General features: G+C 33.9%; 6 protein-coding genes. All 6 read right to left on the bottom strand.

Annotation, left to right across the window (positions count from 1 at the left end):
• Window positions 1-4: 4 nt before the first annotated feature.
• Window positions 5-1507 carry an OstA-like protein gene (locus tag QM536_08980; protein ID MDI9357140.1) on the bottom strand — a complete coding sequence of 501 codons (1503 nt, stop codon included), beginning with the start codon at window positions 1505-1507 and terminating at the stop codon, window positions 5-7.
• Window positions 1508-1570: 63 nt separating this feature from the next.
• The gene (gene rodA, locus QM536_08975; GenBank protein ID MDI9357139.1) at window positions 1571-2839 is read right to left on the bottom strand and encodes a rod shape-determining protein RodA; all 1269 of its coding nucleotides are present in this window, start codon (window positions 2837-2839) and stop codon (window positions 1571-1573) included.
• Entirely contained in the window at window positions 2802-4646 is a 1845-nt protein-coding gene (locus QM536_08970) for a penicillin-binding transpeptidase domain-containing protein (protein MDI9357138.1), read from the bottom strand. The genes rodA and QM536_08970 overlap by 38 nt, the downstream gene beginning before the upstream one ends.
• Before the next feature lie 9 nt (window positions 4647-4655).
• Window positions 4656-5165, bottom strand: a complete 510-nt coding sequence (locus QM536_08965) for a hypothetical protein (GenBank protein ID MDI9357137.1) — start codon at window positions 5163-5165, stop codon at window positions 4656-4658.
• A 44-nt stretch (window positions 5166-5209) separates the two neighbouring features.
• Window positions 5210-5911 (bottom strand): ABC transporter ATP-binding protein, encoded by a 702-nt coding sequence (locus QM536_08960; protein MDI9357136.1) that lies wholly within the window; start codon window positions 5909-5911, stop codon window positions 5210-5212.
• A 34-nt stretch (window positions 5912-5945) separates the two neighbouring features.
• Window positions 5946-7130 (bottom strand): type I pullulanase (locus tag QM536_08955; protein MDI9357135.1); only part of this gene is annotated, 1185 nt, incomplete at its 5' end.

Genomic DNA, 7130 nt, shown 5'->3' with positions numbered 1-7130 from the left:
TGGATTATTTTTTGAGAATATCCAAGAGGGTAGGTCTTTCTTTGATTCTCCATTTGAAGTCTTCTAAATACATATTTTTTGGGGTAATAAGGTGAGGAGGGAAGAAGATGGACTCGGGGCGGATATAAAAAGATATATTATCTAAGTCGTTCTCTTGAAATCGTAATATCATATTACTACACAGAATAGAGTTCATTCCAGTGAGGGAAGAGTCGCTTTCATCTATCACAAAGTAAATGGTTTGCCCGTTTCCATTGACGTGGATGGTGTTGATATTACTATTGATGAAAAAGACTTCCATATCTTTCCCTTTCATTTGGTTAAAGTTGTTCAGGGAGTCCTGATTGATGACAAAAGATTTTTTTTTGATATACATTGTATTCAGTTGTCCATCGGCGATAGTCATTTCTATTGGTTCGCCTGTCATTTGATTATTTGCGTGCCACAGGACGGGGTCTTTGTAAAAAATGAGGAGGGAGTCGTTTCTCAAATAGAGGAGGGAGTCAGTTTTTCCTTGTACCGAATGGGAGAATATTTTTACGTTGTTATATGCAATAATTCGTTCTACGGAGTCATATTGTTTTTCGGTGGCTATTATGGTATCTGAGGATATATAGATGGTGTCTTTTTTGAGTATTTTTTTCATAATGGGGTTTCCGAATATTTTTGAGTATCCTTTGTTTTTCCAATAAAAAGCGGTGTCACCTGTAAGGGTGACGTTTTCATGTTTTGAGTTCATTTTTACATTTCCTGAGGCGGTGTAATGCTTGTTTTTTTTATCAAAAAACATATCTTTTGCTGCTATAAAATAGTCCTTTGTTTCAATGTTCCCGGTGATGAGAGAAGATTGTTCGGGGATAGTTTTAAATTCGCCTCCTTGGGAATATACACGGGTGCTGTCGTTATAAATGACTGTTGTTTTTCCGATAGTAATAGCAATTTTGGTGGTGGTATGATACAGGAGAGTGTCGGCGTATAATCTATATTGTGGGCTTGTGAGTTCTACGTTCCCTATAAATTTTGCGTGGTTTTGGGACGCATAAAAGTGTCCCGATTTGCTCACTAATGTGTTGATAGAATCTTGTAGTTTTCCGTTATGGAAGTAATGAGAGATGCGGTTTTTCATCTCGTGGTCTAAATGGTGAGTATATAATTTTTTATTCCCATTGATATAGACGACATTTTCTCTTATTTGCACGTTCTTTGTATTTCCATCATAGAAAAGTTTATTTCCTGTGATGGATATGGAGTCACCGTCTAATATTTTTACGTGTCCGTAGGCATTTATGATATTTTTTTGGGTGAAGAAAACAGCGGAGTCACAAAATATCTTTGTGTTTTCTTGGGAAAAGAGCACGTGATGTTTTAATTTTCTATAGTTTTCTCCGTTTAGTACGCCTGCTTCTAGGTCATCTGCTTGGTATTTCATTTTTTTTGCTTTGGGTTGAGCGAATGTTTGAAAAAACAAGAGGGAGAGAAGAGAGAAGAGAATGGTTGATGTTTTCATAGTGAGTGATGAGGGGTTAATGAAATTTTAAAAATGAAAAATAAATAAACGCTCATCATTACATCAGTGTGTTAATACTTCGTTTTTATGAGCGTCCAAGTTAAGGAGAATAAATAAAAGAATGGTAAACATACAAAAAGAAGAACCACCGTAGCTAAAGAAGGGGAGTGGGATACCTATCACGGGGAATAATCCTATGGTCATTGCGATATTAATAGAAAAATGGAAGAAAAGTATACAAGCGACCCCGTAGCCGTATATCTTTGAAAAGAGTAATTTTTGACGTTCTGCTATGTATAAAATTCTCAAAATAAATACTATAAAAAAGATAATCAGGGAGCTTGTGCCTATCCATCCGAATTCTTCGCCAATAATAGTAAAGATAAAATCGGTAGTTTGTGCGGGGACGAAGTTCAGCTGTGTCTGTGTTCCATTAAGAAACCCCTTTCCTAAAAAACCACCTGAGCCAATTGCTATTTTGGATTGTGTGACGTTCCATCCGATTCCTAAGGGGTCTGCTTGTGGATTTATTACTGACATAATTCTTTTTTGTTGGTACGGTTTTAATCGGTTCATAACAATATCTACGCTGGTTACTATCAGTATATAAAAAATGGAGATGCTTATAATATATACAATTTGTTTTTTTTTATTTTGCATGAGGGCAATAATAATAGTGGATACGATTATTATCAAAAAGATAAGAATAATACTATTTACAAAAAGAGGTATAATTAAAAAAAAGAGAGTAAGGAATCCAAAATAGAATAATCGGTGGTTGAACCCCAGTAAATACAATACGATGAGAAAAGACATAAAGACCATAGATGTGCCTGTATCTCCCTGTAAAATTATGAGCAATGCAGGCGTCAAAATAAGAGAGATGCTTATAATTTGCGTTTTTGTATCATTGATTTTTAGATTATAGGAAGAGAGGAATCTTGCGAGAGCAAGGAGAGTGGTGAGTTTAGCGAATTCTGATGGTTGGATACCTATGTTTCCGATGCGTATCCATGAGGTAGAGCCATTTATTGTAGCCCCTAATAGCAGAACGATTATGAGTGAAATAAGAGATAATAAATATGTATGGTATGCGAGGTTTTCAAACACTCTAAAATTCACTTTTGTCACTACAAAAGCTATAATGAGAGAGAAGAGAATCCAAATAAATTGTTTTAAGAATGTAGCGGATATTTCGAATAGGTTTTGGTCTGTATTTTCTCTAAAAGAGGCAGAATATACATTGAGGCATCCAATCACTACTAATATACAATATAATGTAAGGACTATGAGGTCAATCGATTCTTTTTTTGTTGTTGGATTTGTTATCATCTAAAAATTGTCCTTTTAAAACATAATTTTCTAAAAATAATTTTGCTTTTTCTTTTTTAAGGTATTTTTCTATTATAAGTCCTGATATGGATGCAGCTGCTCTTGCCCCTTCTCCTGCGTTTTCTACATATACTGATACTGCGATTTGCGGGGTATTTTTGGGAGCGAATGCTATAAAATTGGAGTGGCTGGGACTGTCTTTGTTTTGAATAGTGCCTGTTTTACCACAAACGTCTAACCCTATAATATTTGCTCTGAACCCGGTACCTTTTGCTACTACTAAACGCATTGCTTCTATGACAGTTCTAAAATGGGTAGAATCTACGAAAGTAGTATGTTTTGTGTGGTATTTTTCTAATGTATGTGTTTTTTGTGTGGGCTTTATAAGATGTGGGAGATAAAAATATCCTTTATTAGCTATAGTAGCAGCAAAATTAGCCATTTGTAAGGGGACAACTAAATTTTCTCCTTCCCCGATTGCTATTGAAAAGATATTAGAGAACTTCCATTCTCTATTATTATAGGCTTTATCATAAAAGGCGCTGTTGGGTATCATACCGCGTTTTTCATTTGGTAGATCTATTCCTAATGAGCTTCCAAATCCGAAATTTTTTGCATACCGAACCCAGTTTTCTAAACCTATCTTTGTTTGCTCATATCTATTTTTGGAATAAGCATTGTTATCATCATCGGTGATTATTTTTTTAAATACTTGAAAAAAATAGGGGTTACAGGAGTTGGTAATAGCCCCTGTGAGGTCTAATGTTTTTATGTGAGAATGGCATCCTATAAGGGTTTGATTACAGTAAAATGTGGTCTGAGGGGTAATAAGACCTTCTTGTAACCCGATAAGTGCTTGTAATATTTTAAAAACAGATCCGGGTCTATACATCGCCATCAGAGCTCGGTTAAATAATGGATAGAGAGTATCTTGTGAAAGAATTTGGTAATTATCACTAAAACTTTTGCCTGATAATGTTTTTGGAGAATAAGATGGAGCGGAAACCATTGCTAATATTTCACCTGTAGATGGCTCTATTGCAACAACGCTTCCAATTTTATTTTTCATGAGCTTTTCCGCATAATTTTGTAGATCAATATCTATTGTGGTAATTATATCCTCACCGGGAACGGGTGATTCATCGTGCTCCCCCTCATTAAAAGACCCGTTTTCTTCTCCGTGCACATCTACTATTTTATATTGTAATCCTTTTTTTCCTCTTAGTATTGATTCGTATTGCTGTTCTAAACCACTAATCCCTAAAAAATCTCCTAATTCGTAATAATGAGAAGTATCTTTTTGAAGTTGTCTTTTTCCTATTTTTCCAATATAACCCAAAACATTGGATAGATTTTCATATACATATCCTCTTTTTGTTTTTGCCTCAATAAAAAAGCCGGGGAAATTATAAAACTTTTCTTGTGTATATGCAAGGGTATCTTGCTCTATGAGGGATAATACAATGCTTGGTTTAAATGAAGAATAATCAGATGCTTCTTTTAGTCGTGCTATGAGGTATTCTTTTGGTATACGGAAAGTAGTACAAAAATTGTTCGTATCTAAAGCGGTCACCTCTTTGGGGATTACCATAATATTAAATATGGGTTCGTTATAAACTAATAATTTTTTGTTTCTATCATAAATAAGTCCTCTATAAGCATCTACAATATTTTTTTTAACGATATTATTATTTGCGGCGAGGGAATAACTACTATCTATGAGTTGAATATGAGTAATACGTCCAATAAGTATTATTCCAATAAGAATAATAAAACATTTTAAGAAAAATAAGTTATAATTATTCATAGTATATATCTATCTTTTTTTATATCCTATGAATAAAAAGAGAGAGGAATAAGCTATTCCCATGGTAAAAAGAGAGGATACTATGGATTGTATCAATATTTGTAAAAAATATCTTATACTTCCGTATTCTAAAGAAAAAACGACCACACAATATCCCAATATAAGAATACTTGAGTATGCTATAAAGAGAGCCCAGCTCAGATTTGGTGGGCATAAGGTGTATTCTTTTTGCGATAATTTACCTCTATCTATAGTAAAAAAGAATGGTAATCTCAGATATGATAAAAGCAAGCAAGCAAGGGCGTTTATTCCTAATGTATTATAAAATGTATCAACAAACAAACCTATTCCAAAAGATAAGATCATCACAATAGTGGTGTTTATTATGGGAGGAATGAGCAGAATGGGTATGATGAAGAGAAATATGGTAAATTCTTCTAATACCTGGTCAATCACAGTGAGTTGTACTGAAATGCAAAGAATGGTGCGTAATAAAAAATGTATGTATATTTTATGCATCTGTGATTGTTGATTATATATTGCTATATGAAGAATGCATGGTGTTAGTGATTTATTTTTTTTGTGTTTATGGTATCACTTTCAATAAGACCATCTTTTAGTCGGACTATCCTATGAGCATAAGCGGCAATGTCTTCCTCGTGGGTAACCATTATGATAGTATTTCCTTTTGAATGTAATTCTTCAAAGAGTGCCATAATACTATAAGAGGTTTTGGAATCTAAATTTCCTGTTGGCTCATCTGCCAAAATGATGCTGGGGTTATTCACTAAAGCTCTTGCGATAGCTACTCTTTGTCTTTGCCCTCCTGATAATTCGTTTGGTTTATGCTTTGCTCTATCTGCTAATCCTACCCCTTTGAGGGTAGTAAGTGCTATTTCTGTTCTTTCTGCTCTTCCTACACCGGCGTATACGAGGGGAAGGGCTACATTTTCTAATGCGGAAGCACGTGGAAGTAAGTTAAATGTTTGAAAAACAAATCCTATTTCTTTATTTCTAATTTCAGCAAGCTCATTTTCATCCATATCTGATACATCATTTCCGTTGAGTATATAGGTGCCACTGGTGGGGGTATCTAAACATCCTACTATGTTCATAAGTGTTGATTTTCCAGATCCTGATGGTCCCATAAACGCTACGTATTCTCCTTTTTTAATTTCTATACTGATGGATTTGAGAGCATGTATGGTTTCCTCTCCCATTATGTATTTTTTACTAATATCATTTGTTTTTATTACGAGATTCATTTTTTTTGGTGATTTAATTATACAGCAATCTTTTTTATTTTACTATTATGAAAGCACTTGTTCCTTCTACTTTTATATTATTTTCAATAATTTTTTCTTCTTCTAAAAAGTGTGTGTTTTCTACAATAACTTTCCATTTCCCTCCTGGTATAGGAATATGTTCTATTTCTTTGTTTCCGTTAAAAATCACTAATATTTCATCCCATGTATCACCAGATGTTTTTCCATGTTTTATAGTATATCCAATAATATTTTGTTTTGTGAATGAGAGAAAATGTAAGTTCTTTTTTATTGTTTCGGAATCGGTCATTCTCAAGGATGGGTGATTTTTTCTCATCTGTATGAGTTTTTTATAGTATTCAAATACATGTTGGTATGTTTTTTTTCTATCCCAATCTATTTGATTTATATTATCCGGGGATTTATAGGAATTAGATACTAATTGTTTAGTGCGTAAAAATTCTTCTCCTGCGAGCATAAAAGGTATTCCTTGTGATGTAAAAACAATTGTGTTTGCCAAAAGATCCATTTTTATACGAGAGGATTCATCTACTTCGGGAGCAGAGATAAGAATTTTATCCCATAGAGTATTATCATCATGGCAAGAAACATAATTAATGCATTGGTATGGTTCTAATGCCCATGCTTTTTTACTATTATTGACTTGGTTATAATGAACTTGATGGTGGTGTATTCCTCCTGCTATTCCAAATTTAATACTTTCTTCTAATCCTGTTTGCCCGCTGATAAATCCTTTTGCTTTATGGTCACTCCAATGTCCTTTCACTCCGTCCCGAAGTTCATCTGAAAATACAGAAATATTTTTCAATTTATAAGTATTGTTTTTTAAAGCACGGAGTGAATCGGGTAAGGGGCTTTCTCCTGCTGTCCATCCCTCTCCGTAGATAAGAATGTTAGGATTGATGGTACGAAGAGCGTCTGAAATCTCGTTCATTGTTATTATATCGTGTATTCCCATAAGGTCTATTCTAAAACCATCTATATGGTATTCTTTTGCCCAATAGACAAGTGACTCTATCATAAATTTTCTCATCATGTATCTTTCTGATGCTGTTTCATTTCCACACCCTGAAGCATTAGAATATGTTTTATCGGCTTTTTGTCTATAAAAATAACCGGGTACTGTTTGATTTAATACCGATTCTTCTGTTTTTCCCGTATGATTATATACCATATCCATAATAACACCTATTCCATT

It is taken from the genome of Chitinophagaceae bacterium (genome assembly GCA_030053935.1).
Taxonomy (GTDB): Bacteria; Bacteroidota; Bacteroidia; order Cytophagales; family JASGCU01; genus JASGCU01.
Note: the sequence above shows the minus strand (reverse complement) of the source record. Positions and strands in the feature narration are given on the sequence as shown.